This window comes from Bilophila sp. T19-St14 (assembly GCF_059728385.1).
On sequence record NZ_BAAGFT010000001.1, the window covers coordinates 3245412 to 3271491 of the forward strand.

General features: G+C 62.4%; 33 protein-coding genes. 25 read left to right on the forward strand and 8 right to left on the reverse strand.

Translation table 11 applies throughout. The features are described from left to right. Window positions 1-644: 644 nt before the first annotated feature. From sctS to sctW, 6 genes are all read right to left on the reverse strand, one after another. Window positions 645-908 (reverse strand): type III secretion system export apparatus subunit SctS, encoded by a 264-nt coding sequence (gene sctS, locus AC6I1V_RS13595; RefSeq protein WP_479859755.1) that lies wholly within the window; start codon window positions 906-908, stop codon window positions 645-647. Between the two features lie 156 nt (window positions 909-1064). Further along, window positions 1065-3152 carry a type III secretion system export apparatus subunit SctV gene (gene sctV, locus AC6I1V_RS13600; protein WP_486854701.1) on the reverse strand — a complete coding sequence of 696 codons (2088 nt, stop codon included), beginning with the start codon at window positions 3150-3152 and terminating at the stop codon, window positions 1065-1067. Next, entirely contained in the window at window positions 3149-3550 is a 402-nt protein-coding gene (gene sctY / locus AC6I1V_RS13605) for a type III secretion apparatus assembly chaperone SctY (protein WP_302554333.1), read from the reverse strand. The genes sctV and sctY overlap by 4 nt, the downstream gene beginning before the upstream one ends. A gap of 1 nt (window position 3551) precedes the next feature. Next, the gene (gene sctX, locus AC6I1V_RS13610) at window positions 3552-3920 is read right to left on the reverse strand and encodes a type III secretion apparatus assembly protein SctX (RefSeq protein ID WP_337431006.1); all 369 of its coding nucleotides are present in this window, start codon (window positions 3918-3920) and stop codon (window positions 3552-3554) included. A 41-nt stretch (window positions 3921-3961) separates the two neighbouring features. Then, entirely contained in the window at window positions 3962-4336 is a 375-nt protein-coding gene (sycN, locus tag AC6I1V_RS13615; protein WP_486854700.1) for a type III secretion chaperone SycN, read from the reverse strand. Beyond that, window positions 4336-5460: a type III secretion system gatekeeper subunit SctW gene (gene sctW, locus AC6I1V_RS13620; RefSeq protein ID WP_486854699.1), complete on the reverse strand. Its 1125-nt coding sequence runs from the start codon at window positions 5458-5460 to the stop codon at window positions 4336-4338. Before sctW ends, sycN begins: the two co-directional genes overlap by 1 nt. 390 nt (window positions 5461-5850) lie before the next feature. On the opposite strand from sctW, the gene AC6I1V_RS13625 reads away from it, so the two are divergent. The 7 genes from AC6I1V_RS13625 to AC6I1V_RS13655 all read left to right on the forward strand — a co-directional run bounded on the left by AC6I1V_RS13625 (window position 5851) and on the right by AC6I1V_RS13655 (window position 10360). Continuing rightward, window positions 5851-6141 carry a hypothetical protein gene (locus AC6I1V_RS13625; protein WP_302554337.1) on the forward strand — a complete coding sequence of 97 codons (291 nt, stop codon included), beginning with the start codon at window positions 5851-5853 and terminating at the stop codon, window positions 6139-6141. 69 nt (window positions 6142-6210) lie between these two features. Next, the gene (locus tag AC6I1V_RS13630) at window positions 6211-6381 is read left to right on the forward strand and encodes a hypothetical protein (RefSeq protein ID WP_486854698.1); all 171 of its coding nucleotides are present in this window, start codon (window positions 6211-6213) and stop codon (window positions 6379-6381) included. Between the two features lie 9 nt (window positions 6382-6390). Further along, window positions 6391-6840 (forward strand): hypothetical protein, encoded by a 450-nt coding sequence (locus AC6I1V_RS13635; protein ID WP_486854697.1) that lies wholly within the window; start codon window positions 6391-6393, stop codon window positions 6838-6840. A 141-nt stretch (window positions 6841-6981) separates the two neighbouring features. Then, complete coding sequence (locus AC6I1V_RS13640; RefSeq protein ID WP_486854696.1) at window positions 6982-7497, forward strand: USH1C-binding protein 1; 516 nt, start codon at window positions 6982-6984, stop codon at window positions 7495-7497. A 156-nt stretch (window positions 7498-7653) separates the two neighbouring features. After that, window positions 7654-8151: a SycD/LcrH family type III secretion system chaperone gene (locus AC6I1V_RS13645; RefSeq protein ID WP_302554340.1), complete on the forward strand. Its 498-nt coding sequence runs from the start codon at window positions 7654-7656 to the stop codon at window positions 8149-8151. Window positions 8152-8158: 7 nt separating this feature from the next. After that, complete coding sequence (gene sctE, locus AC6I1V_RS13650) at window positions 8159-9169, forward strand: type III secretion system translocon subunit SseC family protein (protein ID WP_486854695.1); 1011 nt, start codon at window positions 8159-8161, stop codon at window positions 9167-9169. Between the two features lie 180 nt (window positions 9170-9349). After that, window positions 9350-10360: a hypothetical protein gene (locus AC6I1V_RS13655; protein WP_486854694.1), complete on the forward strand. Its 1011-nt coding sequence runs from the start codon at window positions 9350-9352 to the stop codon at window positions 10358-10360. 105 nt (window positions 10361-10465) lie between these two features. On the opposite strand, the gene AC6I1V_RS13660 is transcribed toward AC6I1V_RS13655, so the two are convergent. Both AC6I1V_RS13660 and AC6I1V_RS13665 read right to left on the reverse strand, forming a co-directional pair. After that, window positions 10466-10831, reverse strand: coding sequence for a hypothetical protein (locus AC6I1V_RS13660; RefSeq protein ID WP_497737075.1), 366 nt, complete (start codon window positions 10829-10831; stop codon window positions 10466-10468). A gap of 699 nt (window positions 10832-11530) precedes the next feature. Continuing rightward, a complete protein-coding gene (locus AC6I1V_RS13665; RefSeq protein ID WP_497737076.1) occupies window positions 11531-11977 on the reverse strand; it encodes a hypothetical protein in 447 nt (148 codons plus the stop codon). Between the two features lie 9 nt (window positions 11978-11986). On the opposite strand from AC6I1V_RS13665, the gene AC6I1V_RS13670 reads away from it, so the two are divergent. The 18 genes from AC6I1V_RS13670 (at window position 11987) to AC6I1V_RS13755 (ending at window position 25872) form a co-directional block, all read left to right on the forward strand. Next, complete coding sequence (locus AC6I1V_RS13670) at window positions 11987-12430, forward strand: CesT family type III secretion system chaperone (RefSeq protein WP_337431961.1); 444 nt, start codon at window positions 11987-11989, stop codon at window positions 12428-12430. After that, complete coding sequence (gene sctC / locus AC6I1V_RS13675) at window positions 12430-14304, forward strand: type III secretion system outer membrane ring subunit SctC (RefSeq protein ID WP_308771111.1); 1875 nt, start codon at window positions 12430-12432, stop codon at window positions 14302-14304. The genes AC6I1V_RS13670 and sctC overlap by 1 nt, the downstream gene beginning before the upstream one ends. Beyond that, complete coding sequence (gene sctD / locus AC6I1V_RS13680) at window positions 14301-15785, forward strand: type III secretion system inner membrane ring subunit SctD (protein WP_486854316.1); 1485 nt, start codon at window positions 14301-14303, stop codon at window positions 15783-15785. The genes sctC and sctD overlap by 4 nt, the downstream gene beginning before the upstream one ends. Continuing rightward, on the forward strand, window positions 15778-15981 hold the full coding sequence (locus AC6I1V_RS13685) for a hypothetical protein (RefSeq protein ID WP_302552427.1): 204 nt from the start codon (window positions 15778-15780) through the stop codon (window positions 15979-15981). The genes sctD and AC6I1V_RS13685 overlap by 8 nt, the downstream gene beginning before the upstream one ends. A gap of 28 nt (window positions 15982-16009) precedes the next feature. Next, complete coding sequence (locus AC6I1V_RS13690; RefSeq protein ID WP_308771114.1) at window positions 16010-16270, forward strand: EscF/YscF/HrpA family type III secretion system needle major subunit; 261 nt, start codon at window positions 16010-16012, stop codon at window positions 16268-16270. Window positions 16271-16454: 184 nt separating this feature from the next. Beyond that, entirely contained in the window at window positions 16455-16829 is a 375-nt protein-coding gene (locus AC6I1V_RS13695) for a tetratricopeptide repeat protein (RefSeq protein WP_308771115.1), read from the forward strand. Window positions 16830-16855: 26 nt separating this feature from the next. Then, window positions 16856-17434: a hypothetical protein gene (locus AC6I1V_RS13700; protein ID WP_486854315.1), complete on the forward strand. Its 579-nt coding sequence runs from the start codon at window positions 16856-16858 to the stop codon at window positions 17432-17434. Between the two features lie 60 nt (window positions 17435-17494). Next, window positions 17495-18271 (forward strand): type III secretion system inner membrane ring lipoprotein SctJ, encoded by a 777-nt coding sequence (gene sctJ / locus AC6I1V_RS13705; RefSeq protein ID WP_479859120.1) that lies wholly within the window; start codon window positions 17495-17497, stop codon window positions 18269-18271. 20 nt (window positions 18272-18291) lie between these two features. Further along, window positions 18292-18954, forward strand: coding sequence for a sulfate adenylyltransferase (locus AC6I1V_RS13710; RefSeq protein ID WP_486854314.1), 663 nt, complete (start codon window positions 18292-18294; stop codon window positions 18952-18954). Beyond that, window positions 18933-19553 (forward strand): HrpE/YscL family type III secretion apparatus protein, encoded by a 621-nt coding sequence (locus tag AC6I1V_RS13715; RefSeq protein ID WP_302552422.1) that lies wholly within the window; start codon window positions 18933-18935, stop codon window positions 19551-19553. The genes AC6I1V_RS13710 and AC6I1V_RS13715 overlap by 22 nt, the downstream gene beginning before the upstream one ends. 321 nt (window positions 19554-19874) lie before the next feature. Continuing rightward, window positions 19875-21191, forward strand: coding sequence for a type III secretion system ATPase SctN (gene sctN / locus AC6I1V_RS13720; RefSeq protein WP_005029293.1), 1317 nt, complete (start codon window positions 19875-19877; stop codon window positions 21189-21191). Window positions 21192-21193: 2 nt separating this feature from the next. Next, on the forward strand, window positions 21194-21685 hold the full coding sequence (locus tag AC6I1V_RS13725) for a type III secretion protein (RefSeq protein WP_302552420.1): 492 nt from the start codon (window positions 21194-21196) through the stop codon (window positions 21683-21685). A gap of 230 nt (window positions 21686-21915) precedes the next feature. After that, the gene (locus AC6I1V_RS13730; protein ID WP_486854313.1) at window positions 21916-22584 is read left to right on the forward strand and encodes a type III secretion HpaP family protein; all 669 of its coding nucleotides are present in this window, start codon (window positions 21916-21918) and stop codon (window positions 22582-22584) included. 98 nt (window positions 22585-22682) lie between these two features. Beyond that, window positions 22683-23738, forward strand: a complete 1056-nt coding sequence (sctQ, locus tag AC6I1V_RS13735; RefSeq protein ID WP_486854312.1) for a type III secretion system cytoplasmic ring protein SctQ — start codon at window positions 22683-22685, stop codon at window positions 23736-23738. A 2-nt stretch (window positions 23739-23740) separates the two neighbouring features. Next, window positions 23741-24391 (forward strand): type III secretion system export apparatus subunit SctR, encoded by a 651-nt coding sequence (sctR, locus tag AC6I1V_RS13740; protein ID WP_486854311.1) that lies wholly within the window; start codon window positions 23741-23743, stop codon window positions 24389-24391. Between the two features lie 23 nt (window positions 24392-24414). After that, entirely contained in the window at window positions 24415-24750 is a 336-nt protein-coding gene (locus AC6I1V_RS13745) for an STAS domain-containing protein (RefSeq protein WP_486854310.1), read from the forward strand. A 10-nt stretch (window positions 24751-24760) separates the two neighbouring features. Further along, on the forward strand, window positions 24761-25177 hold the full coding sequence (locus AC6I1V_RS13750; protein ID WP_302552415.1) for an ATP-binding protein: 417 nt from the start codon (window positions 24761-24763) through the stop codon (window positions 25175-25177). After that, complete coding sequence (locus AC6I1V_RS13755; protein ID WP_486854309.1) at window positions 25174-25872, forward strand: lytic transglycosylase domain-containing protein; 699 nt, start codon at window positions 25174-25176, stop codon at window positions 25870-25872. The genes AC6I1V_RS13750 and AC6I1V_RS13755 overlap by 4 nt, the downstream gene beginning before the upstream one ends. Window positions 25873-26080: the final 208 nt, after the last annotated feature.

The following is a 26080-nucleotide window of genomic DNA, read 5'->3' on the forward strand; positions in this document are numbered from 1 at the left end:
CTTTTTCGCGCCGGGGCTTTCCCCATCCTCACCCAATCAGCGTATCATGTAGAAACGGCTGAAAATATCGTCCGCATAGCGGAGTATTTCACCACTGAGCCATCCCCCCATGATGAAGAGGGTCAGAACTACGGCCAGCAGCTTGGCCCCGGAAGTCAGGCCTGTTCCTACAATTTTGGGATCACCCCCTGTGCCTTAGCCTTCTTTTCGCACCGGGGCTTTCCCCATCCTTGCCCAATCAGCGTATCATGTAGAAACGGCTGAAAATATCGTCCGCATAGTGGAGTATTTCACCACTGAACCATCCCCCATAATGAAGAGGGGCAGGGCTGCGTCCAGCAGCTTGACGCCGGAAGTCAGCGCCTGTTCCTGCAATTTGGGGATCGCTCCTGTGTCTTAGCCCTCTTTTTCGTACCGGGGCTTTCCCTATCCCTCGTCCAATCAGCGTATCATATAGAAACGGCTGAAAATATCGTCCACATAGCGGAATATTTCACCACTGAGCCATCCCCCATGATGAAGAGGGGCAGGGCTGCGGCCAGCAGCTTGACGCTGGAAGTCAGCGCCTGTTCCTGCAATTTGCGGATCGCCCCTGTGCCTTAGCCCTTTTCTTCGTACCGGGGCCTTCCCCATCCCTCGCCCAATCAGCGTATCATGTAGAAACGGCTGAAAATATCGTCCGCATAGCGGAGGATTTCACCACTGAGCCATCCCCCCATGATAAAGAGGGTCAGGACTACGGCCAGCAGCTTGACGCCGAAAGTCAGCGTCTGTTCCTGCAACTGGGTGATCGCCTGAATGAGGCTCAACAGGATGCCGATGAGCGAGGCCACGATGATGGGCGGCATCGACAGCATGAGCACCAAATAGAGCGCTTTCGTGGCGTAATCAATGGCGGCTGATTCCATAGTGCTGTCCGGCGCGGGGATTCCGACGACGGGACTCCCGCCGCGCGGCCTCCCCACCAGTCAAAAAGTTTGGGGGGATAGGGGAGGGGGGTGCGGGGGAGGGGAAAGGAGACCCTTTTCAAAGGGGCCCTTTCCCCTCCCCCGCATCCTCTCTCTTTACAACCTGATCCTGCTGACGGGCTGGATCGAAATCTCAGGCGTAACCTCTTGATACGAAACAACCGGCAGGCCGTAATGCTCGCCCTCGATAAGCCTGCGCACATACCGCCGGATGTCCATGGAGGCCATGAGCACCGGCTTCTGCGTGTTGGCCTTGTACTTCCCGGCGGATTCGGTCACGGCGCGCAGGAATCGCTGCGTCGTATCGGGATCGAGCGCAAGGAACGCGCCCGCCGAAGTCTGCCGGATGGCCTTGCGGATCGTCTCCTCCACCGAGGGGTCGAGCAGGATCGCGGGCAGCATGTTCTGCCCCTTGGAATACATATAGCTGATCTGGCGCTTCAGGGCGCTACGGACGTACTCGGTGAGCATGACGGTATCCTTTTCCTTGGGGCTCCACTCGATGAGCGCTTCGAGGATGCTCCGCAGGTCGCGGATGGATACCTGCTCCTGCACCAGACGCTGAAAGATTTCCGCAATACGCTGCGTGGGCAGCAGGCGGGTGGCTTCGCGGACCAGATCGGGGGCGCGTTCCTCCATCTTGTCGAGCAGGTATTTGGATTCCTGCATGCCGAGGAACGATGAGGCGTGCCGGGCAAGCAGCAGCGAAAGGTGGTAGGCGAGGATGCGCGCATGGTTCATGATGCTGATGCCCACGCGTTCCAGCGAGGCGGCCTTGGACTCAGGAACCCAAAGCGGTTCGACGTCGGGCAGGAACCGCTCACCGAGCTTGAATTCCACGCCGAGCATGGACAGGTTTTCGCTGGTATCGCGGGCGAGCACCATGCCTTTTTCCAGCTTCCCCCGCGACATGGGGATTTCGTTGACGTTCAGGACATAGGAAAGCCCCGGCAGGCCGGGGTTGGGCCGGATGTTGATGCCGGGGAAGGGCACGCCGAGATCGAAATAGAGCGCGCGGCGCAGGTTCGCCAGCTCCTCGTTGAGCGAAGCGTAGTCGAGGGATGCGCCCATGTCCTCCGAGATGTCGAGGATGATGGGCACGGTGGGCGCGAATTCGTCCCGCTGCGCGCCGGGGCGGGGCTTGGGGCGGGCCGTGGGCGTGAGCGACTTGGAAAGTTCCTCCTTGGCGTCCGGGGCCTGCGGGTTTTCGCTGACGCGCTTGAGCACGTAGCCGAGCCCGCCGAGGAGGGCCGCCAGCGTGAACAATTGCGGCTTGGGGAAGCCGGGGATGAGGGCGAAGAGGAACACCAGCCCGCCCGCCATGAGCAGCGCCTTGGGCTGGGCGAAGATCTGGACGCCGATCTGCGAGCCCACGTTGTCGTCGGAATCGCCGGTCCGGGTGATCAGGATGCCCGCGGAAATGGAGATGAGCAGCGAGGGGATCTGGGATACCAGCCCGTCCCCGATGGTGAGGATGCCGTAAAGGTGCAGGGCCTCCCCCGGGGTCATGCCGTTCTGGGTGATGCCGATGATCGTGCCGCCCACGATGTTCACGACGGCGATGATCATCCCGGCGATGGAGTCGCCTTTTACAAACTTCATGGCGCCGTCCATAGCGCCGTACATCTGGCTTTCCTGGCTGATGCGCTCGCGGCGGCGCTGCGCTTCCTCCATGTCGATGACCCCGGCGCGCATGTCGGCGTCGATGGACATCTGCTTGCCGGGCATGGCGTCGAGGGTGAAGCGCGCCCCGACTTCGGCCACGCGCTCCGCGCCTTTGGCGATGACGAGGAACTGCACGATGGTCAGGATGAGGAAGACCACCGCGCCGACCACGAAGTTGCCGCCGAGGGCGAACTCCCCGAACGTGAAGATGATTTCACCAGCGTCCGCCTGAAGCAGGATGAGGCGCGTGGTCGTGATGTTGAGGCCCACCCGGAACAGGGTGGTGAACAGGAGCAGCGTGGGAAAGACCGAGAAGTCCAGCACCGTCCGCACGTACATGGTCATCATCAGGATGGTGAAGGACAGGGCCATGTTCACGCCGATGAGCGTATCCACCACCGGCGTGGGCAGCGGGATGATCATCAGCGCGATGACGATGACGAGCAGGAAGACGATGTTGATGTCGTTGTGGCGCGTGACCACGCCGACGGCGGAACGGGCCGTGGTGAACAGGCTCATACGCGTTTGCCCATGCTGTTGAAGGGATGTCCGGCCTGCGCGGACGGGCCGCTGCCGGCGAGGTACAGGTATTCGTTGACTGCGGCCCTCGCCTCATCCTTGCGGCCCTGCTGCCAGAGCGCGCGGGCCCGGAGCAGGTGCAGGGCGGCGTGGCGGGTGGAGAGGGTTTGCCCGTCCATGGCCCGGTGCAGGAGCCGAAGGGCTTTTTCGGCATTGCCGCGATCCGTTTCAATGGCCGCGAGCGTGGCGGCGGCCCTCCGGGAAATGGCGTCCATGCCTTCGGGGGCGAGCCTGTCCAGCGCCGCGAAGACCGTGGCGGCATTGTCCAGACGCCCCATCCGGTAATACAGATACCCCAGAATGGACAATGTGCTGCGCTGTTCCTGCGTGAGCGCCACCTTAACCCCCTATCATCAGGCCCATGTAGGCGTTGAGGAGTTCCTTGTTTTGAAGCAGCGGGGCCAGTTCGCCGTCCACCAGCGCCCGGACGGCGGGATCTTCGGAATCCTTCAAGGCTTCCAGACATCCCGCGAGGTTGCCGGAAAACACCTCCGGGCGGAGGATGTCGCCGTCGCCCGCATCCGGGCAGAGCGCCTGCTCCACGAGGCGGTGCGCGTTGCTTGGGGAATAGAGCTCCTCAAGCCCGGCCTCGCGCAGCACGTTGGAGGCGAGGGGCCTCGCTTCGGGGATGCCGCCGCGCGCTGCCGCCGGGCTTTCCATGATGGCCTGGATGCCGAGGGAAGGATCCAGAAGGTTGATGCTCGGCATGGCTGTCCTCCTTTGCCGGTAAAGAAAAACGGTGTTGCGGGTCAGGCATTGACGACGGCATCCATGACGCCGCCGAGGAACTGGACGGCCTTTTCAATGCCCGCCGCCGTCGCCTGCCGTTCGGGGAAACGGGTGAGGAGGATGATGTGGCCCTTGTGCAGCCCCCCGGACAGCGGCATGGGATCGGCATGGCGGTAATGGCAGCGTTCGAGCACGCGGCGCGGGGCTTTCACGTCATGCTCCGGCACGGCCCGCGCGAGATAGACGAGCAGTTCGCGCTCCCCGGCGTTTTCGGCAAGCTCCAGATGGAGCCGCCCAAGGCGCTCCACGTCGAGCGCGGCGAGGCCCGCAGGGGAAAGGGAAAAGGCGGGCATGCCCATGCGTCTGCCGAATTCGGCGATTTCACGTTCGATCATCACGCATCCCCCAAACTGGCGAGGTATTCGTCTTCGCGCCGGATGGCCTCGTCCACGGATTCCTGCACGGCGTCGATGACCTTCATGCGGCCTTGTTCGCCGTCGAAAAGCTGGACGGGCAGGTTGCGGGCCATATTCAGGAGTTCCTGAAGGAACAGCACTTCGCGTTCGATGTCCGGGGCCTTGGCTTTGGCGGCGATGCGGCTGATCTGCGTGGCCCCAAGGAAGCGTTCGTTGCGCAGGCCGACCAGATCGCCGAGCAGCTCCATCGGGGGGAGCCCGCATTGGATCCCGTGGACATCCTGCCAGCGCTGGAGCAGGCGTTCGCACTGGACATGCGTGCTTTGCAGGAGGCGCACCTGTTCGAGGCTGGCGTGGACGCTTTCGAGATGGGTGGTTTCCATGCTCGGCACGTCCGTGGCGAGATCGTTGCCCAGCGCGCTGAAAAGGAAGTCCATCGCCTTGTCGAAGCCCACATCGCCGTATTTTTCGTGGATGTGGGCGAATGCGGCGTTGACGTCCGTAAAGTCGCAGACGGTCTGGCGGTACAGGTCGCGCAGGCTGTCCGTGCTGTCCAGTCCGGGATACCCGGCAGCGGCGAGCGCGCCCTGGATGCCCGCACGGATCTGCGGGCCGTGTTCGGCTTCGAGTTCGGCAAGCCCTTGGCGGATATCTTCAACAACGGAAGGATCAACGGACGGGTCGCCCGAAAAGGCGTCGAGCGCCTCGGAAAGGGCGGCATAGGCGTCGCTCGGATCGGGAAAGCGGTAAAGCGCCTCGCGCGAAGCCCTTTCCCGGCCTTCGCGGGCGCGCAGGCTGTCCTTCAGGCGGTCGATGTCCTGCGCCTTGCCCGCCTCGTGCATAAGATCCTGATAGAGCTTGACGCGTTCGGCGTAAGCCTCTTCCGCACGCTCCCGTTCCTTGCGATCCTCAAGCTCGTACTCGTCGGTGGTGTCGGCCGCAAAAGTCAGCTCTTCGGCGGCATCGGCGAGCAGCGACATGGGATCTTCCACCTGTACGGCGGCGTTCCCCATGAGCGAACCCGCGGCGAGGGAACCCGCCGTCTGTGCGGCGGCGCTCCCGGCCATCTGGCCCATGTTGGTGACGGAAAAATCTATGGACATGCCTCCCCCTGCCCGGCCCCGCCGGGAAATGAGTCGGCCCCCGTGCCCGGAGGCTGCGGGAACACGTGATTCCGGGGGCCGATCCGTACCGGCCCGCGGGAAATCATGCGAGAAATATGCCAACCATCGCCTAGCGAGTATCATAGGCCGCAACGTCTTACAAGCGCCCCCTTTTTGATTGATTTGGGGAATGGGCTATAGTATCTATGAAAAAGGTTTCTCAACTGAATGGGAATAATGTTGGTAGGCGCAAGGCGAAAGTCCGCCAACATCGTTTGTTTTCTTGTGCGCGGAAAACCGCACAACAGGCTTGATGGGCCGAAATCCCCCGTATTTGCTTGTTTGGCACGGAACATGCTTGGAACGAAACATCAACAAAGGAGCAACGAAATGGCATTCACTGAAAAAGATATGCAGGCTCAGGAAGAACAGCTCAACGCCCTTAAAGAGGAATTGTCCCGCCTCGACCAGAAATTTGATGCGCAGCTCAAGGCGATGGGGCTTACGGAAGACGATCTGAAACAGCAGGAGCCGATGACGCCGGAGCTGGAGGCGCTCGTCGCCAAAGCGAAGGAAGAGGCCAAGCGCGCCGGGGAAGCCCGCAAGGCGCAGGCCGCCTTGGACAACCGTCCTTCCGGCAAGGCCCCCGGCGCGGGCCGCCGTGGTGTCGTCCGCCTTTAACCATAAAGAAAGAAGAAATATCTGAGCCAAGGTATTGGTGAAGTCGGCAGTTCAGGAAACGTCTCCAGCGTGGGCAGCCTCGGCACATGCACAAGCGTCAACTTTATTTTCGCCAAGCTCCAGATGGAACTTGCCGCCGCAGCCAAGGATTCGGCCCTTGACTACATTGAGCAGGTCGAAAAGGCGCAGGCGGATCAGAAGGAAGTGGCCGATCTGTTGAACAAGCTGCGCAATCTGTAGGAGAACGCGGTGAATGAGAAAAGCACCTCCAATATGGGGACGTTCAAGAACTGCAAGGCCAAAGACGATCCATCCAAGGGTACGGCGGCGGAAGAACTCGCCAGGGTGGAAGGCTATATCGCTGACGCCAAGAAGTTGCAGACGCAGGCCAACCTGAAAACGGAAGGGCATTATAAGGCCAGCGAGGAATACGATTCCACCATGATGCCGGACGTCATGGAGCAGTATTTCAAGGACAACGATATCGAGTATGACGATAGAGGCGTCTCGGCCCGGCAGAACGGCAGCGAGTGGCAGCGGGCGATTAACTCCCTTGAAGATCGGAAGGCGGCGCTGGAGGTATCCGCGTATATGGATGCCCACGGGCTTGCCTACGGCACCGGTTCCAGCAAGGATGATCTGGACGTTGCGATCCAGTCCTTGCAAGCGCATCAGGAAACCCTCGGCACGGACATCTAGACGGAGATGGTTTACGCGGAGGACTTCATGGGGCAGTACAATTCGTTTACGCAGGGCGCGAACTCGTCCATCCAGTCCGACATACAGACGCTCTCCAGCGTAGCCTGTAAACAGTAAATTATAAATCAAAGGAGAATAACAATGGCAGATCCAGTCAGCGGAGCCGGCTCTTCGGGAAGCGTCTCCAGCGTAGGCAGCCTCGGCACATGCACAAGCGTAAACTTTCTTTTCGCCAAACTCCAGATGGAGCTGGCCGCCACGGCTAAAGTGGCGGCCCGCGACCATATCTCCCAGATCGAGAAGGCAAATGCGGAGCAGAAGGAAGTGGCCGATATGCTCCAGAGGTGCCGCGAACTCCAGAATCAGGCCGATAGGAGCGGCGAATGCACCAATATGCCCGCCGATGTCCAGGCGTATATGGACAAGAACGGCCTTGCCTACGACAAGACGGGCAACGACAACATCCACAACAAGGATGAATGGGACGTTGCGATCCAGTCCTTGCAGGCGCATCAGGAAACCATCGGCACGGACACCCAGACGGAGATGGTTTACGTGCAGGACTTCATGGGCCAGTACAACTCGTACACGCAGGGCGCGAATTCGGCCATCCAGTCCGCTATGCAGACGCTCACCGCCGTGTCCCGCGGGCAGTAGCCGTTTTTTGCAGAGGGCCATTCCAGCCGTGCCCATCCGGTTGGCAGCGGCCCTCTGCCGGATGGTGGTCGTTTGGGGATGCCCCAATGCCTTATTGGGCTCCCCACCCGCCGGCAACCTTTTTCCCGCTGCTGCGGGCCTCCCAAGGAAAATGTTATGGCAGAACAAAAAGGCGCTGCGGTCGAATATACGCAGGAAGAACTCGAAACGATGACCAAGGCCGTCCTGAACGGCGCCACCATCGGGGACGTGTGCAACATTTCCCAGGATATGCTGGAGTCCTTATACAGCCTCGGATATAACCTCTATACGTCCGGCAACTACAAGGACGCCGAAACCGTTTTTTCCGGGCTGTGCCTGTACGATCACAACGATCCCCGCTTCTGGATGGGGCTGGGCGGAAGCCGTCAGGCCAACGGCAAGTATCGGGAAGCCGTGGATGCCTATGGGCTTTGCTCGGCGATGGAGGCGCTCTCCAGCCCCGTGCCCGTGCTTCAGGCCGGTATGTGCTACCTCAAGATGGGGGATCGGGAAAAGGCCAAAGGCTCGTTCGTCACCGCCGTTTCTATGGGCGAAGAGGGCAACCCGGAACACGAGGCCGCGCGGGGCAAGGCGTCCGCCATGCTCGCCATTCTCGAACAAGCCGAGAAGTGAGGCTGACATGCCTAATGCCATTGACTTTCAGATCGGCTCGAAGTTTACGGATCTTGTCGGCGGCGCCGGTGTGGAAAACCTTCAGGATGCCATCAAAAAGGCCCTGGAGGGCATCACGCTGCCGGATGTCCCGGTTTCATCCCCCGACGCTTCCTCACCTGCCTCGGATCTGCCGAAGCTGGCCGCGCCCACGGCGGGAGGGCTCTCGCTGGAAACGCTGGCCCAGATGATCAGCAACGAGGTGCGCACGCAGGCCACCAAGGACGGCGTGGCCTCCATTGAGGCCAAGGGGAAGGAGCGCGCCGAGATCAACCAGAAGAAGCTGGAAGAGATCATGGATCGGCTCGAATCCATGAAGTCCAAGGGCATCCTTGACATTTTCAAAAAGATTTTCAGTTGGGTCGGCGTCGTCCTCGGAGCCATCGCCAGCGTCGCCACGATTGCGGCGGGGGCGGCTACGGGGAACCCCCTGTTGATTGCGGGCGGGGCGGTGATGCTTACCATGTCCATCAACAGCATCCTGAGTATGGCGACCGACGGCAAGGTGAGCATCGGCGCCGGGATAGCCGCCGGGTTGGAGGCCCTCGGTGTTCGGGAAGACATCGCCGCATATACCGGCATGGCTTTTGAGCTTGCGATCACGCTTGTGGGCGTGGGCCTGACTATGTTCGGTTCCTTCGGTTCCGCCGCCGAGACCGCCCGGAAGACGCTGGCGGACGTGGCGGACATTACCCTCAAAGTAACGAATATCAGCAGCAGCGTCGTACAGATGGGCAGCGGCGCGACGGGCATCGCCGGGGCCGTGTACGATTTTAGGATTTCCAACAGCTATGCCGACACCAAGCTGCTGGAAGCCGTTCTGGAACGGCTCAGGCAGGCGCTGGAAGTGGAGCAGGATTTCATGAAGGGCGTCATGGAACGCGCGGGAAAGCTGACCGAAGACGTCAACGAGCTCGTTGAGGGATGCAATGAGTCGCTGACGAACGTCTTGACCAGCGCACCACCGGCGATGGCCTAGCGCGGCGGAAGGTACGCCTTCCCGCCCCGGCCGCCGTTTCGGGCAGCGGGGCGGGAAGGGGCCTGCCGCGCGGCGGGCAAGGTTTCATGGGGCCAAACAGCCCGTGTTCCCCGCCTTGTGCGGGGTGGATGATGGCCTGATCGTAGACGGGAAGGCCGTAAGCAAGAAGAGGATAGGCATATGTCAGGCATACAAGGGTTGTCATCCGATCAGCAACAGGTTTACAATCAACTGATAAACGACGCGGGGACGGTCAATGTTTCCCGTGCCTCCGTGGATAAGGAACTGGAGGCCGCGATGGCTGCGGGGCTTTCCTTTCAGGAGGCCGCGGCGAAGGTTCGCGACGATTTGCCGACGCTCGCCCCGCCGAAAAATCCTTCCGGATCACTCGGCGGCTGGGTGGGCGTGGCTTCCCCGATGGCGAGCGTCAATGCCCTCATCACGGAACTATGCGCCGAACAGCGCGAGGAAAACCGCGAGGTCATGAAAGCGCAAACGGATAGTATCGTCACGTCGATGAAGCAGCAGGCTGGTGAAATCCGCGAGAAAGCCGTGGTGCAGCTTATCTGCGGCGTCGTGTCCGATACGGTCAGCATCGGCATGGGCGCTCTCCAGTTCGCCATGGGCATGAAGCAGTTGTCCGCAACCAGGGGGCAGGCGAAGGGCCAGCAGGAACTCACCGAGAACAAGCTGAACCAGGAAACCCGGAGCCTTGAGAAGCAGCAGCACAAACAGCAGAAGGAACTGAAAAAGATCACGCGGGACATAGAAAAGCATGGGGCCGACAGAGCGGATGAGAAGCTCAGGATGGAACAGAAATTACAGCAGACGACCGAAAAGCTGGAAAGCAACCGGGCGCAGTTGGATGATATCCGTGCTTCCACGGCTAATCCGAGCGCTGCGGAACGGCGGGCTTCGGGCACCTCGCAGGCCTACGGGACCCTAGGGCAGTCCCTTTCCCAGCTCGGGCAGGGAATGGGCGGCCTCGTCGGTCATGTCGGCGATTACTTGGGGGCGCAGTACGACGCCGCCATGAAGGAAATGGAAGCCGATCAGGAACGGATGCGGACCAGCCGGGACTCGTTGAAGAGCATCAACGACGGCCTGACCGAAGTGATCCAGAAGTCGCTTTCCACGCAGGACGACATCCAGAAGAGGATGAACGATACCCGTTCCCGGATTATGGGATAGGAAGGGCGGCGCAGGGCCGCCGCAGGCGCCCCGGCGGGTTCCGTGCCCAAGACGGATGTCCCGCCGGCGGAGGCCGCGCGCTTGGGCGGCACCGTCCACCCTCCTTTATGTGAGGACGTGCGCCACCTGTGCCGCATGTCTGGGGGGTATGCCGATGACGGGCGGATGCCCGGCGCTTATGGCGGCCTTTGCCGCGTATCTGAGAGGTATACGCTGCGCGGCCTCGTTCGGCATGATCTGGCCTCTGCCGCCTGTCTGGGTACGCCAGCCTCGGAAAATGGCGGCAAGATGCTGTTGCCTTTGCCGCGTTTCCGTGGGGGACGCCCAGTCGGATGCCGTCCTTGCTGATGGTGCGGAACCTTTGCCGCGCTTCTGGGGGGTACGCCCTGCGGATGCCGTTATTGTTGACGGTGCGGAACCTCTGCCGCCTGCCTGGGGGGACGCTTCGGCTCCTAATCCAGCGTTCCGCATGAGTTTTGCCGCGTGTCTGGGGTACGCCCTGAAAATATCCTCGGAAACGGGCAGCCCGGCCCTTGCCGCCTGTCTGGGCGGCACCCTGGAGGAAAACGGACTCCCCGGCAAAGGACACCTTGGGCGGGGGCAATGCTTCGGGGGATTTCGCTGGCGGCCCCTGATGGGGCCGAAGGGCGGGGCGTTGCCTTCGGTGAGGCTCAGGCTTAGGCTGAGGAAGCCATCCCGATCCACGGATAGGGGGCACGCCAAGGCTGCCCGGATGTGGGGCGGGAAACTTTCCAGATGTGGAATGGGAAATCTAAGGCCGGGGCGCTGCCGCATGGGGGCAAGGCTGCCCGGATGCAGGCGCAGGAAACATTGAGTATGGGAAGGGCGGGCCTTACATCGGCGGATGCCCGGACGCCGGCGAAACGGGGCCGCATAAAGGCCCGTGCCGAAGCCCACACTGGCAGATCCCGGATGTGGGGCGGGAAATTTTCCAGATGTGGGATGGGAAACCTCAGGCTGGGGCGCTGCCGCATGGGGGCGAGGCTGCCCGGATGCAGGCGCAGGAAACATTGAGTATGGGAAGGGCGGGCCTTACATCGGCAGATGCCCGGACGCTGGCGAAACGGGGCCGCATAAAGGCCCGTGCCGAAGCCCGCACCGGCAGATCCCGGATGTGGGCGGGAAACTTTCCAGATGTGGGATGGGAAACTAGGCCGGGGCGCTGCCGCATGGGGACAAGGCTGCCCGGATGCAGGCGCAGGAAACATTGAGTATGGGAAGGGCGGGCCTTACATCGGCAGATGCCCGGACGCTGGCGAAACGGGGCCGCATAAAGGCCCGTGCCGAAGCCCGCACCGGCAGTTCCCGGATGTCGGGCGGGAAACTTTCCAGATGTGGAATGGGAAACCTAAGGCCGGGGCGCTGCCGCATGGGGGCGAGGCTGCCCGGATGCGGGCGCAGGAAACATTGAGTATGGGAAGGGCGGGCCTTACATCGGCGGATGCCCGGACGCGGGCGAAACTGGGCCGTATAAAGGCCCGTGCCGAAGCCCGCACCGGCAGATGCCGGATGTGGGGCGGGAAACCATGCCGCCCATTCAAGGCATCCGCGTTTGGTGATTGACAAGGCGTTGTGGAAGGCCGCATAGTCGCCCAAGGAGGCAAGATGTCGCTTTTGCAGGAATCCGTTGACGCATTGACGGCGGCGGCTGGTTGGAAAAAGGCCTCGCCCGGCGCGGACGGCGTCTTTCGCTTTCACCTTGAGGGCGATTTGGACATGGAGTTTTTTTCCCCTGACGGGCGGACGGGCATCCTGCGGGCCGATCTTGGCCCGCTTCCCGACGCGGAACAGGATGCGGACGAGCTCTTGCGGAAATGCGCTTCCCGTGTGGCGGCGGCCGCACGTACCCGGAGGACGGTTCTTTCGGTGGATAATGGCAGGTTTTCACTGCACCTTGTCGTGCCTTTGGCGGAGGGCGCTGCCTTGATGCCGGTATATGCCAAGGACTTTTTGAACGATCTGGCATGGTGGAAAAGGCAGGTGCAGGGCGGTGGCGCGTCGGCGTTTTCTTTTTTCTCCGGTATGCAAGCTTGGAATATGGGGCGCTGATGCGTTGTCGTGGTGGCGTTTCGCTCTTGATGGTTTTGGCGCTCGTTTTGGGGGTGCTTCTGGCTTCCTGCCCGGCGTTTGCCGCTCAGGGGGGCTTTTCCCGTCCATATACGCATTATGCGGATGATGAGGATCTGACCGCCATTCTTACGAATTTCGCCCGTTCGCAGGGGCTCGGCGCTTCGTTCACTCCCGGCGTGGTCGGCAAGGTGAGCGGGCGTTTTGACGCCGTTCCGCCGGAAACCTTCCTCAAGGGGATGCAGGCCGCCTTTGGCGTGGCATGGTATCGGCTCGGCTCCACCCTTTATTTCTACAGCGAATCGGAGCTGTCGCGGACGTTCATCACCCCGCGGGCCATGACGGCGGAGCGCCTGTACCAAATGCTTCGGCAATCGGCGGTGTTCTCCTCGCAGTTGCCCGCAACGCTCGCTCCGGGCGGCGCGATGATCGTCGTGTCCGGCCCGCCTTCCTACCTTGCGCAGATTTCGGCCGCCGTCACCGCCTTTGAAGAGGCGCAGGTCAGCAATTTCGTGATGAGGGTCTTTCCGCTCAAGTATGCGTGGGCGGAAGACATGTCCGTCAACAGCATGGACAAGACGGTGACCATCCCCGGCGTGGCGAGCATCCTCAGGGCTATGGTCACCGGTTCGCCCAATTCCGCGACCCGGGTGACGCAGGACACCGCCACTGTGGACAAGCTCTCCGGTACCGGGCTCATCGCACAGGGCCGGGTGGCGCCCGTGGCTCCCGATGCTTCCGCCCCCGACGCGCAGCAGGGCGGACAAGCCGCCCCGCAGAACGCCACGCAAGTGAATATTATGGCCGATCCGCGCGTCAATGCTGTGCTGGTCAATGACGCCGAATACCGGATGCCGTATTACGCCAAAGTCATCGCGGATCTCGACAAGCCTGTGGAGCTCGTGGAAATCCATGCCGCCATCGTGGACATCGATTCCGACTTCAAGCGCGATCTCGGCGTTACCTATCAGGGCGCGAACAGCCGGGACAAGGGCTGGAGCACCGGAGGCGAGTTTTCCGGCACCGGCGACAAGTTTTCGCCCCTGCCCACGATGGGCGAACCGTCCGGGACGGGCATGAACCTGTCCACCATCTATACGCACGGCGCGGACTTCTTCCTTGCCCGCATTCAGGCGCTGGAGGCGGAAGGCGAAGCCCGGATGCTCGGCCGCCCTTCGGTGCTGACCGTGGACAACGTGCAGGCCACGCTGGAAAACACCAGCACCTATTACATTCAGGTGGAAGGCTATCAGGCGGTGGATCTGTTCAAGGTCGAGGCGGGGACGGTTCTGCGCGTGACCCCGCACATCATCCGCGACGAATACGGCCAAACCTCCATCAAGCTTGCGGTCAGCGTGCAGGACGATCAGAACGACAGCAAGGATACGCCGGTCAGCGCCAACAGCGTTCCGCCCATCAAGCAGACGAAGATCAACACGCAGGCCATTGTGGGCGCGGGGCAGAGCCTGCTCATCGGCGGGTACTACTATGAGCAGAAGTCCACGGATGCCAGCGGGATACCGATCCTCATGCACATCCCCGTGCTCGGAAACCTTTTCAAGACGACGAGCAAAGGGACCAAACGCATGGAGCGCCTGATCCTCATCACGCCGAAGGTTATTCATTTGGGCGAGAACCCGACGGCGCCGTCCCGCGTGGACGAGCCCACATTCCACAGATCACCGACGCAGGCCGATTATGAGGAACGGGTTCCGGCGGCCCCGCAGAGCGGGTGCTCCCGCAAACGGCCCAAACTGGAGACGGTGGCGCCCGCCGCGGCGATCCCGCTGTCGCCGCCCGCGGCAGGGCAATCGCCCGGAGCACAGGCACAGGCGCGGCCTGCGGGAGCGTTATGAGCGCCTCCGGTCTGACGGCCTTTCGCCTTTTTTCCGGCCCCCACATGGGGGCGGAACTTGTCTTGCCCGCAGGGAGCCAGCTTGTAGGGTCTGATGACTCTTGCGACATCATCCTTCAAGACAGCTCGGTCGCTTCCCGGCACGCAAACATCGCCATAGGCTTTTCCGGGGACGGCGTCCCGTCCGTGCGGGTGACGCCGCTCGACGGAGAGGTGCTGCTCAATGGCGCCCCCTTGCCGTCCGATGGCGCGGACATCCCCGCGCGCACGCCGTTTTTTCTGGGCCTGACCTGCATGGCGTGGGCGGAGCCCGGCGAATCGGCGGACGCATGGCGTCAGGTCGCATCGGGCTTGCAGGAGCGGCGTTCGGCACAGGAGCGCCCGGAGCCCGCGGAGCCGCAGGCCGAAGAGCCGATCATGGATCTTGGCGAGCCGATGATGCTGTTGGACGAAGGGGCTTCCGTAGGCGCCAACGGCGTTGGCAAAACGCTTTGGGGGCGGCTGCGCTCCTTGCCTCCGCAGAGGTTGGCCCTGTCCTTCCTTCTTTTGCTGGGCCTGTGCGGGCTGACGTTTTCCTATGCGGGCAGAACCCCGGACGCGGAAACGAGAGTCAAAGAAATCCAAACGATTATTGATGAAAACGGTTTTCGTACGCTGGTCGTCTTCCCGCAGGGTGAAGGTGTCGGCGTGCAGGGGATACTCCGTGACGATGCTGAAAGGGCCGATCTGCTGCGTTTGGCACAAAGCGTGCAATACCCTGTTCATCTTGATGTGACGCTCCGTGGGGACAGGGTCGATGCCGTAACCTCGGCCTTCGCCAGCCGGGGGTTCTCCCTTTCCGTGCAGGAAAAGACGGAGAACCCGGATGACGGCCTGCATATCGCCGGGTACATGAAGGACGGGCTCGTGGAAGAGCAGGCTTTTTCCGCCGTCCGTGAAGATGTCCCGGTACTGCGGGAACAAGCCGTCTGGAGCCGCCTGGACAGGGCCATCCGTCACGCCGACGCGGTCGAAGCGGTTTTGTTGCCGCTCTTGAAGGAGGCGGGGCTGTCGTTTGTGCAGGTTCGGTTCCTGCCCGGAAAGGTGGAGCTTGCGGGCCGGTTCGACGTGGCCCAGCGTATCCGGCTGGACGGCGTGCTGGACAAGGCCAGGGCGGAACTCGGCGTCCCGGTCGTATTCGATGTGGTTGCGTCGTTCGAGAAAAGGCGGCCTCAGGCCGAAGCCCGGCACGAAGCCGCTGCGCCGCAGCAGGCGGAGGCGGGGGATGCCCCCGCGCCGCAAGCCGATGACGTGCCGGAACTCCGGGTGACCGGGGTAACCTTGACGCCCATGCGTTTCGTCAGCCTGGCTGCGGGGCAGCGCGTCTTTGAGGGCGGCCTGCTTCCCGGCGGATATGTGCTTGAGTCCATTGATGTGAAGGAGTTGAAGCTCCGTAAGGATGGGCGGATAATCGTGTATCGACTGAGAGGTTCCAATGAGTGACGCGATGGTTTCCGTGCTGGATGTCCTTGATGAGCCCCGCGCCTTGCAGGGCATCCGGGATGAGGTTCTGGAAATGGATCTGGCCGTCAAACGGCATATGGATACGGGGTTGGCCCCCGACGAGTGGGCTGTGGCGCAGGCCGTCCGGGAAGCGACGCAGGCAGCGTTGCACGCTATGGACAACATGGTGAAGTAAAAGGATTTTTAACTAAAGCGAGTTTGCCATGAGCATCAGCGGCACGGGCGGAACGCCGGGATTGAACGTCAATGAGCTGTTCAGCAGCGGTTTTGATTCGATCAGCAGCAAGGGCAAGGATGTGCAGACGAAGATGACCGAAATGCTGGGGCAGGGAAAAGTCGAGCCCGAAGACATGGTGGTTCTCCAGTTTGAAGTCGGGCAATACAATGCCATGCTGGAATCGCTTTCGTCCGTCACGAAGAGCATGACGGATATGATGAAGAGCCTTGCCCAGCGTACCGGCTGAGTTTGCTTCCCGTCCGAAATCTGGTTCAGGGGCCGCACCCCGGATGCCTCCGCGCGGCCCCATCCTGCGCATGGCGCGCCGGGCGGGATGACGGACAAGGGGAAGGGGCTGCCCCCTTCTCCCCTTTTTGCGTTCAGGCGGGGTTGCCGAGCGGCCCGCATCTTTTTACGATTGGAGAAATGCCATGCTGTCCGATACCCAGATCAGCCGTTTGCTTGATGTCGCCAACGCCGCATGCCACAGAGGGAACGTGCTGGATGCGCGTACCGTCTATGCGGGGGTGCTTGCGCTCCGTCCGGGATTCGCGCCCGCCCTTATGGGCAAGGCTCTGAGCCATATTGTGGTGGATGATTTCGACGAGGCCGAACGGATCTTGAAAGACGAAGTGCTGGCCGCCATGCCGGAAGATGGGGATGCGCAGGCGCTGCTTGGCCTGTGTTACACGCTGGCGAAGCGGCAGGCCGAAGCCGAAGCGCTGCTTGGCCCGTTGGCCGCCGGCGAAGGCCCCAGGGCGGAACTGGCCGGCGGGCTGCTTGAAAAACTCCGGCAAGAACCGTAGGCTGGCGCAATCCGGCGGAGGTGGCTGTGGACATTTCCGGTCTTGGGGCTTCAAAGCTTTTGGAGGCGCTGGAAAAACTGGGCGTCTCCAAGGGGGCCGAACTGCGGAGCCTTGGCCCGCAGGGGGAGCCTCCCGCCGAGCTGGTGCGTGCCTTTGAGGATGCGCTGCACGCACCGGATGGGCAGGGCGGCCCGTCCGTGCAGGGCGCTGCCGAAGGTTCACGGGAAGGCGGGCTTCTTGAAGAGGCCGGGCAGGGTACTCCTGACGTGGCGCGGGTGGATGCGGCAATCCCTTCGGGCCGCTCCGAAGGGCCCGTGTACGGCATCCCTGAGGGGAGCCGGGTTGACGGCATCGGCGGCACGATGCGGATGGAACCGGCTTCCGGGCCGCAGGCCGTGGAAGGGCGGGCGGATGCCGTTCAAGCGGACGGCGTGCAGGAGCTGGCCCGGCTGCTTGAGCGGGTCGGCGGCGGGAACGCTTCCGCGGCGGAGCTGTACCAATTGCAGTTTCTTGTGGGGATGCTCCGGGTACAGGCCACGGGCGGGGCGAAGTTGTCGCAGCAGGTCAATCAGGGTTTTGAATCGCTGTTGAAGCAGCAGGGGTAGAATGTGACGGAAACGGGGCGTGGACATATGACGGAAGCACGTAGATCCGGGAAAAAAGGGATGCGCCGGCTCCCGTTCCTGTTGGTGTTGCTGCTCTGCGCGGCGCTTTTGGGCTGTCAGGTCGAAGTGTACCGCGGGCTGACCGAGGCGCAGGTCAATACGATGCTGTCCACGTTGCTCAAGCGCGGCATCCGGGCCGAGAAAACCGCCGCCGGAAAAGCCGGGTTCACCTTGTCCGTGGATGAGGATCAGCTTGTCCAGTCCCTTGAAATCCTGAAGGAGAACAACCTCCCACGGGCGGACTACGAAAACCTCGGCAAAGTTTTTTCCGGGCAGGGGATGATCTCCTCCGCTTCGGAAGAGCAGGCCCGCATGGCCTACGCCATCTCACAGGAGCTGTCCGATACCTTCTCCCGCATCGACGGCGTGCTGACGTCCCGTGTCCATGTGGTGCTCGGAGGCACGGATCAGGCCACCGATGCGCGTATCCTGCCTTCCGCCGCCGTTTTCCTCCGCCATACCCCGGACTCGCCCGTCGTCAATCTGGTCGCCAAGATCCGTGAGCTTACGTCCAAGGCCGTGCCGGATCTCGACTATGAACGTGTCTCCGTCATGCTTGTTCCTGTGCGGGAACAGGTTTCCGTGCCCATGCAGCCGGCCCCGAAATTCCTCGGATTGCCGCTTGCGCCGGAGAGCGGGCCGCCGTATGCCCTGATCGGGGCCGGGATCGTTTTTGTGGCGGTGCTCGCCGGGCTTGTGCTGTTGGCGCTTTCCCTGCGTGATGCCCTGCGGAAGCGCAAAGAGGCGGCGAACGCCTCGGAAGATCAGCCGTCGTAACGCCGGCACGCCGGACAGGTATGCACACCTCGTTTTTTTCGGACATCATTGTGCGGAAACCCGCGCTGTTTCGGGCTATGCTGTCCTTCAACGGCCGCTTGGATTCCGCTGTGCCGGACTGCCCCGAAGAGTGGCGCGTTCCCGGTTTGGACGCGGCGGTTGTGGCGGCGGAACTGTCGCGGCGCGGCTCGCCCGTATTGGCGTGGCCTGTCGCCCCGCCGGAAGAAGGCTTTTGGGATTTCACCGACGAGTCACGGCGCTTGGCCTTCCTGAGCGCGGAAGAGCTGGAGCGTCTGGGCAAGGTGTTCGGCGTGTGCGTCCACGCTGCGGAGCTGGCCCGCATCATCGCCCGCGAGCCTGTCCTGGCCCTGCGTGAGGCGCTGGGGGAACCGCTGTACCGCTACGGCATCCAGCGCGGGCAATATCAGCTCGGCAGTGTGCGGCAGTTTTTCCTGAGCCGCGACGTCCGGGAGCCGCTTCCGGAACGTATGCAGCGCCACGGACGTCTGGCGATTGCCATTTGCCGCGCGTCTTGGCCCGCCGCCTTGAAGGAACGGGCCGTCGGGAATCTTGAGGATGCGCCGCCGTCAGTGCCGCCCGCGGTTCAGCGGGCCGTATGGTTTGGTCTGAAGAAGCTGTTGCTGAAGGAGGTCGCGCCGCAATGGGCTCCCTGTTTCGATTGACCGGGGACACGGTAACCCCCTCCGCCGGGACGCGTGTGCTCAAAGCCTCTGAAGCCGCCATACTTCTTGAGGCCAACGCCGTGCTTGACGCGGCCCGCGGGCGCGTGGCCGACATGGAGCGCAAGGCCGGGGAAGCCTATGAGCGGCGGCGCGAGGAAGGTTACCGCGACGGCGTGGAGGAAGGCCGCCTCGAACATGCCGAGAAGGTGATGGAGACCGTGCTGTCGTCGGTCGAGTACATCGAAGGCATTGAGGCCACGCTGGTGAATGTGGTTACGGCGGCCGTGCGCAAGGTCATCGGCGAGATTGACGAAAACGAACGCATCGTCCGTATCGTCCGCAATGCGCTGGTGACGGTTCGCAATCAGCAGCATGTGACGATCCGCGTGGCGCCCGCTGACGAAAAGGCCGTCCGGGAGGGGTTGGCGTCCATGCTGGCCTCCGCGCCGGGCGGGGCCAGTTTTCTGGATGTCGTGTCGGATGCGCGCCTTGAGCGGGGGGCGTGCCTTTTGGAAAGCGAGCTCGGCGTGGTTGACGCCAGCCTTGAGACGCAGCTCAAGGCGCTGGAAAACGCCCTGCGCGCCAAAATCGCTTCATAGCGCGCAACCGGGTGTGGCAGCGCCGACAGCCGATTCAGCCGCAGGCCCCACATATGGGCGCGGCCCGGTTCATTGGTGTATACGGTTCCCCCAGTACAGGGCGGCGTATGCCGCTCGCGGCGCGATTGGGAAAGGGGAGGGTGCCCACCTGTGCCCTCAGGGATATTCACTTTTCTGATATTTGGGGGACGTGTTCAGTTGGCATTGTGGCTTGCTATGGCGTCGTTTTCATTGAACGCGTGAACGTCTCCCCCTGCGGGGCAATCGGGCGAATGCCTGCCGCATCCCGCGGATATGGTTTGATAAACGGACGGATGCCCTATGGCCTTTGAATATATCGGAGCGCTTCTTGAGGAAGCGGTGCAGTCCACCGCCTCGGTGGAGGTGCGGGGCCGCGTGGAGCAGGTCGTGGGAACCATCATCCGGGCCGTGGTGCCGGGGGTGAAGGTCGGCGAACTGTGCATCCTGCGCAACCCGTGGGAGGATTGGACGCTCCGGGCCGAGGTCGTGGGTTTCGTCAAGCAGGTGGCCCTGTTGACGCCGCTCGGCGATTTGCAGGGCATTTCGCCCGCCACCGAAGTCATCCCGACGGGGGAAATCCATTCCGTGCCCGTGGGTGAGGATCTTCTTGGGCGCGTCCTGAACGGGCTCGGCGATCCCATCGACGGCGGGCCGCCGCTCAAGCCCCGGACTCATTATCCGGTCTACGCCGATCCCCCGAACCCCATGCTCCGCAAGATCATCGACAGGCCGATTTCTCTGGGCCTGCGCGTGCTCGACGGGGTGCTTACCTGCGGCGAAGGCCAGCGCATGGGCATTTTTGCGGCGGCAGGCGGCGGTAAAAGTACGCTCTTGTCCAGCATCATCAAAGGCTGTTCCGCCGACGTGTGCGTGTTGGCGCTGATCGGCGAGCGGGGCCGCGAAGTGCGCGAGTTCATTGAGAACGACCTTGGCCCGGAAGGGCGGAAAAAGGCCGTGCTGGTCGTCTCCACATCCGACCGTTCGTCGATGGAGCGCCTCAAGGCCGCGTACACGGCCACGGCGGTGGCGGAATATTTCCGGGATCAGCACAAGAGCGTTCTGCTCATGATGGACTCGGTGACCCGTTTCGGGCGCGCGCAGCGCGAAATCGGCCTTGCCGCGGGCGAGCCCCCGACCCGGCGCGGCTTCCCCCCGTCCGTGTTTTCGACGCTTCCCAAGCTGATGGAACGGGCGGGCAATTCGGACAAGGGCTCCATCACGGCGCTGTATACCGTGCTGGTGGAGGGCGACGACATGACGGAGCCCATCGCGGACGAAACCCGTTCCATCCTTGACGGGCACATCATCCTGTCCCGCAAGCTGGCGGCGGCGAACCACTACCCCGCCATCGACGTGCAGGCCAGCGTCAGCCGCGTCATGAACGCCATCGTTACGAAGGAGCACAAGAAAGCCGCGCAGGCGCTCCGCAAGGTGCTGGCGAAGTTCGCCGAGGTGGAATTGCTTGTGCAGATCGGCGAATACAAGAAAGGCTCTGACAAGGAAGCCGACGACGCGCTGGCCCGGATCAACGCCGTAAACGCGTTCCTCAGGCAGGGGTTGGACGAAAAAAGCACTTTTGAGGAAACGTTGCAGGCGCTGTATAAGGTGGTGGCCTGAGCGTGGAAAAGTATCCTCTGGCCCCATTGCTTAGAGTGCGCGAATACCGGGAGGATGCGGCAAAGAATGCCCTCAGCGCCGCCGAGCGCGCCGTGGTTGAGGCGCAGGAGGCGGTGGAGCGGTGCCGCAGGGAGCTGGAGCGTTACAAGGTCTGGCGTCAGGAAGAGGTTGAGCGCCGCTATGACGCGATCATGGGCAAGGGCCTGAGCCTCAAGGAACTGGATGTGTTCAAGGCCGGGCTCGGTGCGTTGGCCGACGGCGAGCTGAAGCTGGAAGAAGCCATTGCCAACGCGCTTGAGGACGTGAAAAAACGTCAGGAGGACGCGCGCAAGGCCAGGGAAGCCGCGCGGCAGGCCCAGCACGAGACGGCCAAGATCGTGGCGCATCGGGATATTTGGCTCGTCGAGGCCAAGCGCGAGGCCGAGCGTCTGGAAGATTTGGAAATGGAAGAATTCAAACCGCTGCCGCCTCAGGGGGCAGAAGGCGAGTTTTAGGCCGTTTCGCCCCGCATGGGCAGGGGCATTGCGGGAAAGGGAGGCTTTCTGGAGGGACGTTTCCCCTCCGGCGTCCCGGAATCTGCCGATACGGAAGGTATCCCCCTTCCCAGATGTTTTTGTGTCCGCCATGCGCGTATGGCTTTTCGGGGGCTGCGTATCGGTTGGAATGATGGCCCTTTCACAATGAAACAACCCGTCCATAACCGGAGAAAAGCGGGAGGTGCCGCATGGCTGATTTTATGAAGGTGGATATGTCCCGGCTCGGACAGGCTGAAGGCCGGTCTGCGGCGTCCGGGATGGCTGCGCCGTCAGGTGCGGACGTGGACATCTTTCAGCAGGCCATGCGGCGGGGCCCGCTTGACGAACGGCAGGGTTCCGGGGGAGGTTCCGACGAAGGGCGCGGGGATTCCCATGCTTCCGATGAGGATGCCCCAGCCGAGGCCGAAGGGCTTTCCAGCATGTTTTCCCGGATGGCCGGGCCGCTGGATACGCTTTTTGCCGGACGCATGGCGCGGGCTGAAGCGGCGGCTCCGTCCGGGGATGCCCCGGATTTGGGCGCGCTGGCGGAAAAGCTCGTGGAGCGGATTCTGGTTTCCGGGCCTGATGGGGGCCACGAGATCCGCCTTACCCTTGGCAAGGATATCCTCCCCGGAACCGAAATCCGGCTTCAGCGCGGGATCGACGGCATGCTGTCGGTTCGTTTGGCGACGGACAACGCCGCATCCTTTCAAACCCTCGTCGGCGCGCAGGAATCCTTGAAGGCGCGGCTTGAGCCGTTTGAAAAGGATGTCCGCGTCGAAGTGGTTTCCGAAGGGGACGGGGCCGAAGCCGAAAACGGCGATGGGCGCCGGCAGTCGCGCGGCGAGTATGTCGCCCCGGACGGACGGGATGCCTGAACCCGGCGCACGGGGAGGAACGCCGCGCCAGCCGTTTGAAGGGGCGCGGCCCGCAACCTTTTGCAGCAAGCCCTCCATTGCCGGGGGCGGAGGAGTACATGGAGATACTGCCTTTCCGGGCTCCGGCGCTTTCGCCGCTTGAGGCGCACGTCTTCAACCTGCTGTGTACGCGGGCGCAGCCGTGGCCCATTGATGTGGCCGGTACGCCGTGCGCGCTGGAGACCGCGTACCTTACGGCCCCGGTTCCTCCGGTATGCGCTTTTGACATCGTTTGCGGCGAGCGGGCATGGCGCATGGAACTCGGCAGCCTGCGCTTGTTGGCTTTGCATCCGGCGGTGGCGGACGTGCCTCCGGACGCCGCGTTGCCTGAGGCGCTCCAGTTGGCGGTTCTCGGCTTGCTGGCGGCTCCTCTGGCGGAACTGGCCCAATCCTTTTTGCATGTGCCGCTGGCTGTCCGCAACATTCGGATGATCAAGGCGGCGGAACCGGCCGTTTGTGCGCTCCCCCTGACGCTGCGCGTCCCGGCGGCGGCCTCGGCAGAGGCGTATCCGATCCCCGTCAGGCTGTGCCTGCCGGATCGGGAGAGCGCGCTTGAACTGGCGGAACGTCTGGACGCCCTGCCGCGCCGCCGCGCACCGGGGCTTGCCGGGAACGTGCCGGTTCCGGTCAGCCTCGAAGCGGGCCGTATGCGGCTTTCCGTCAACGAGTTGTCTTCCCTTGAACCTGACGACGTGCTGCTGCCGGAAGTTTATCCGGCGCGCGAGGGCCGCGCTGCGCTCCGCCTCTGCGCCACGTCGCGTTCCCTTGCGTTCGCCTGCTCCCTTGCGGAGGGCCGCGCGACCATCCTTTCCGTCCTGAACCCTGAGGAGGAGCCCATGTCCGACGAAAACAATGCGGCTGCCGGGGCCGCGCCGTCCGAAGGCGTCGATGCCGGCGAACTGGAAGTGACGCTGACCTTTGAACTGGAACGCCGCCTCATGACGGTGCGGGACGTGGAGACGCTCGCCCCCGGCTATACCTTTGCGTTCGGCGGCGATGCGCTCGCCCCGGTCACGCTGTACGCCAACGGCAAATCCATCGGCAAGGGGCGGCTTGTGGATCTGAACGGGACGCTCGGCGTGCAGGTCGTCAGCCTCGGCAAGGCGGGAGAATAGGCATGACGGGCGTGAATCCGTTGTATTTCATTGCGGGCATGGCGCTGCTGGGCCTTGCCCCGTTTTTCCTGATGATGGTCACGTCCTACGTGAAGATCGTTGTGGTCACGTCGCTCGTGCGCAACGCCCTCGGCGTGCAGCAGGTTCCGCCCGCGATGGTCATGAACGGCCTTGCCATCATCTTGAGCCTGTTCATCATGGCCCCCATGATGATGAGTACGATGGACATCGCCGAGAAACTCCAGATCAGCGCGGAGCCTTCGCCTAAGGAAGTCATCGGCATCGTCGACAAGCTGTCGCCGCCGCTGCGCAAGTTCCTCTCGGACAATACGGAGGACGGCGTGCTCCGGGCCTTCATGAGCACGGCGAAACGCATCTGGCCCAAGGAACAGCATGATCGGATTTCCAAAGACAACCTGCTGATCCTCGTGCCCGCGTTCACCATTTCCGAATTGACCAAGGCGTTTCAGGTGGGGTTCCTGCTGTATCTGCCGTTTATCGCCATCGACCTCATCATCTCCAACATCCTGTTGGCGATGGGCATGATGATGGTATCCCCCATGACCATTTCCCTGCCCTTCAAACTCCTGCTTTTCGTGACCCTTGACGGGTGGCTCAAGATCAGTCAAGGATTGCTCTTAAGCTATAAATAGCAACAACATCAGGAAGAATACGTATGCAAGTCGTTACATCGGAACAGGGCTGCGTCAGCATCATTGCGCTTACCGGAAGGATTGACGCAACCACGGCGAACGTTTTTGAAACCTCCTGCCGCGAGCTTTTGGATTCCGGGGCCAAAAGGGTCGTGGTGGATCTTGGCGGCGTCGAATACATCAGTTCCGCAGGGTTACGGGTTATTTTGACGATGGTTAAGGCGAGTAAGGCCGCCGCGGCGACGCTGGCGTTCTGTTCCATGCAGTCGATGGTGGCGGAAGTTTTCAAGATTTCGGGATTCAGCTCCATGCTCCCCATTTACGCCACGCGCGACGAGGCCGTCAGCGCCCTTTCCTGAGGAGGCGATCATGGCGACGCTCAGCGTTCCGGCCAGCCTTGAGCAGTTGGCGAATGTCAATACCTTTATCCACGAGGCCATCCCTCCCGCATACAGGCCGCTGATCCCGCAGGTGGAGCTTGCCGCTGAGGAGCTTTTGGTCAACGTATTCAGCTATGCCTACCCGGATGCCCCCGGCGAAGCGCAGGTCGCCTGCCGGGAAGTGAGGCTCGACAACGTGCCGTACTTCTGCTTTAAGGTGCAGGACTGGGGCGCGCCTTTCGATCCTTTCCTTGAGGCGCCGGTTCCAGATGTGTCGCTCGGCGTGGACGAGCGCCCCGTGGGTGGGCTCGGCATCCATTTGATCAAGTCCGTAGTGGCCCACTATACCTATGCCTACTGCGAACGGTCGAATATCATCGAACTCTATTTCGCGTTGCCAGAGTGATCCGTGTCCTGAGTTTTTGTTTGGCGGCGGGGCTGTTCGTGTCCGGCACGGCTTCGGCGGGCGTCATCCTGCATGAGGAGCGTTCGACGGACGAGCGCCCGGCCCAACGCCTGCGCCCCGTGAATCCCGGCACCCAATCCGAAAGCCCCCTGCCGCCGCGTCCCTCCATCCCTACGGAAAACCTGCTCGACCAGATGGACATTTACGCGCTGTCGCCCCATGCGGCGGCGCTGTCCCTGCCGCGCATGGTGTCGCCTCAACTGGTTCTCCGCGCCCATGCCGGAAAAGGGGCGCTCCCCCCGCCCGCCGTCTGGCGGGATCTCGTAGCCAAGGCCAGCGAGCGATACGGGCTCGATCCCCGGCTTATCGCGGCGGTGATCAAGGTGGAGTCCAATTTTGAAAACATCGCCGAATCCGGGAAAGGCGCGCAGGGGCTCATGCAGCTTATGCCGGGGACGCAACAGGTGCTCGGCGTCATCGATCCTTTCGATCCTGAGGCCAACGTGGACGCCGGGAGCCGCTACCTGCGCCAGCAGCTTGACCGTTTCGGCAGGCTCGATCTCGCACTCGCCGCCTACAACGCCGGGCCGGGCAACGTCCTGCGCTACGGGGGCATCCCGCCTTTCGCCGAAACCCAAGCCTATGTAAGCAAGGTGCTGTCTCTGCTGGGAACCGGATCGGAGCAGGGCAGATAAGCTTGAAAAGAATGTTTTCCATCATGGGGCGTACAAAGCCCCTTTTCATGGCCCGCCGCGCAACTTTTGCCTGTCCCTCTGCGCCAGTCCGCTTTTGAAAAACTCCCTCCGTTCCCGTTTCTTCTTTCTCAAAAGATCCGCCATCAGAGACATTCACTTTTGCAATGAAAACCGCATTTCAACCATCTGAAATTCAAAATAAATTTTT

Coding starts and splice junctions, on each gene's coding strand:
- AC6I1V_RS13655 (WP_486854694.1), top strand. CDS start 9,350: ATGTCAGGCATACAAGGGTTGTCATCCGATCAGCAACAGGTTTACAAT.
- AC6I1V_RS13645 (WP_302554340.1), top strand. CDS start 7,654: ATGGCAGAACAAAAAGGCGCTGCGGTCGAATATACGCAGGAAGAACTC.
- sctR (WP_486854311.1), top strand. CDS start 23,741: ATGACGGGCGTGAATCCGTTGTATTTCATTGCGGGCATGGCGCTGCTG.
- sctX (WP_337431006.1), bottom strand. CDS start 3,920: ATGCCGAGCATCAACCTTCTGGATCCTTCCCTCGGCATCCAGGCCATC.
- AC6I1V_RS13640 (WP_486854696.1), top strand. CDS start 6,982: ATGGCAGATCCAGTCAGCGGAGCCGGCTCTTCGGGAAGCGTCTCCAGC.
- AC6I1V_RS13715 (WP_302552422.1), top strand. CDS start 18,933: ATGGGCTCCCTGTTTCGATTGACCGGGGACACGGTAACCCCCTCCGCC.
- AC6I1V_RS13690 (WP_308771114.1), top strand. CDS start 16,010: ATGAGCATCAGCGGCACGGGCGGAACGCCGGGATTGAACGTCAATGAG.
- AC6I1V_RS13745 (WP_486854310.1), top strand. CDS start 24,415: ATGCAAGTCGTTACATCGGAACAGGGCTGCGTCAGCATCATTGCGCTT.
- sctS (WP_479859755.1), bottom strand. CDS start 908: ATGGAATCAGCCGCCATTGATTACGCCACGAAAGCGCTCTATTTGGTG.
- AC6I1V_RS13685 (WP_302552427.1), top strand. CDS start 15,778: ATGAGTGACGCGATGGTTTCCGTGCTGGATGTCCTTGATGAGCCCCGC.
- AC6I1V_RS13625 (WP_302554337.1), top strand. CDS start 5,851: ATGGCATTCACTGAAAAAGATATGCAGGCTCAGGAAGAACAGCTCAAC.
- sctW (WP_486854699.1), bottom strand. CDS start 5,460: ATGTCCATAGATTTTTCCGTCACCAACATGGGCCAGATGGCCGGGAGC.
- sctQ (WP_486854312.1), top strand. CDS start 22,683: ATGGAGATACTGCCTTTCCGGGCTCCGGCGCTTTCGCCGCTTGAGGCG.
- sctD (WP_486854316.1), top strand. CDS start 14,301: ATGAGCGCCTCCGGTCTGACGGCCTTTCGCCTTTTTTCCGGCCCCCAC.
- AC6I1V_RS13695 (WP_308771115.1), top strand. CDS start 16,455: ATGCTGTCCGATACCCAGATCAGCCGTTTGCTTGATGTCGCCAACGCC.
- sctN (WP_005029293.1), top strand. CDS start 19,875: ATGGCCTTTGAATATATCGGAGCGCTTCTTGAGGAAGCGGTGCAGTCC.
- AC6I1V_RS13730 (WP_486854313.1), top strand. CDS start 21,916: ATGGCTGATTTTATGAAGGTGGATATGTCCCGGCTCGGACAGGCTGAA.
- AC6I1V_RS13670 (WP_337431961.1), top strand. CDS start 11,987: ATGTCGCTTTTGCAGGAATCCGTTGACGCATTGACGGCGGCGGCTGGT.
- sctJ (WP_479859120.1), top strand. CDS start 17,495: ATGCGCCGGCTCCCGTTCCTGTTGGTGTTGCTGCTCTGCGCGGCGCTT.
- AC6I1V_RS13710 (WP_486854314.1), top strand. CDS start 18,292: ATGCACACCTCGTTTTTTTCGGACATCATTGTGCGGAAACCCGCGCTG.
- AC6I1V_RS13660 (WP_497737075.1), bottom strand. CDS start 10,831: ATGCGGAACGCTGGATTAGGAGCCGAAGCGTCCCCCCAGGCAGGCGGC.
- sctE (WP_486854695.1), top strand. CDS start 8,159: ATGCCTAATGCCATTGACTTTCAGATCGGCTCGAAGTTTACGGATCTT.
- sctV (WP_486854701.1), bottom strand. CDS start 3,152: ATGAGCCTGTTCACCACGGCCCGTTCCGCCGTCGGCGTGGTCACGCGC.
- sctC (WP_308771111.1), top strand. CDS start 12,430: ATGCGTTGTCGTGGTGGCGTTTCGCTCTTGATGGTTTTGGCGCTCGTT.
- AC6I1V_RS13750 (WP_302552415.1), top strand. CDS start 24,761: ATGGCGACGCTCAGCGTTCCGGCCAGCCTTGAGCAGTTGGCGAATGTC.
- sycN (WP_486854700.1), bottom strand. CDS start 4,336: ATGATCGAACGTGAAATCGCCGAATTCGGCAGACGCATGGGCATGCCC.